The following is a 403-nucleotide window of genomic DNA, read 5'->3' as shown; positions in this document are numbered from 1 at the left end:
CCCGGCGGTGGCGGCCCAGTCGCTGCGAGGACTCGATGCCTTTGCGGGCGATGCGATGGCGGATGCCACGCTTGCGGAGCCACCGGCGCAGGTGGTCGTAGTCGTAGCCCTTGCCGGCGTGGAGCCTGGCCGGTCGCCGGCGGCGCGGGCCGCGCCGGGAGCGGATCGGTGGGATCCCGCCTACCAGCGGCTTTTTTTTACAGCCCTGAGGCTGACGGAGTCGATGGCGCACCGCGACCGGTCCAGCTCGCCGCGGGCGCCGGGCTCGTCCAGGAGGACGCGGTGCAGCCGGGCCCGGACCCGGTCCTGGCTCCACCGGGCGAAACGTCGGTAGACCGTCGGCCAGGCCGGGCCGGACACCGGGGGCAACTGCCGCCGGGTACCACCCGAGGCGGCCACGAAG

General features: G+C 74.7%; 2 pseudogenes. Both read right to left on the bottom strand.

Annotated elements, in window-relative coordinates:
* A pseudogene (locus tag OP79_RS57970) lies at positions 1-190 on the bottom strand (IS5/IS1182 family transposase); the annotation flags it as partial.
* A 10-nt stretch (positions 191-200) separates the two neighbouring features.
* Positions 201-403: pseudogene (locus tag OP79_RS56725) on the bottom strand (IS5/IS1182 family transposase); the annotation flags it as partial.

Origin of the sequence: Streptomyces yerevanensis (genome assembly GCF_000716805.1) — a bacterium.
In the GTDB taxonomy this organism is placed as follows: Bacteria; Actinomycetota; Actinomycetes; order Streptomycetales; family Streptomycetaceae; genus Streptomyces; species Streptomyces flaveus.
Note: the sequence above shows the minus strand (reverse complement) of the source record. Positions and strands in the feature narration are given on the sequence as shown.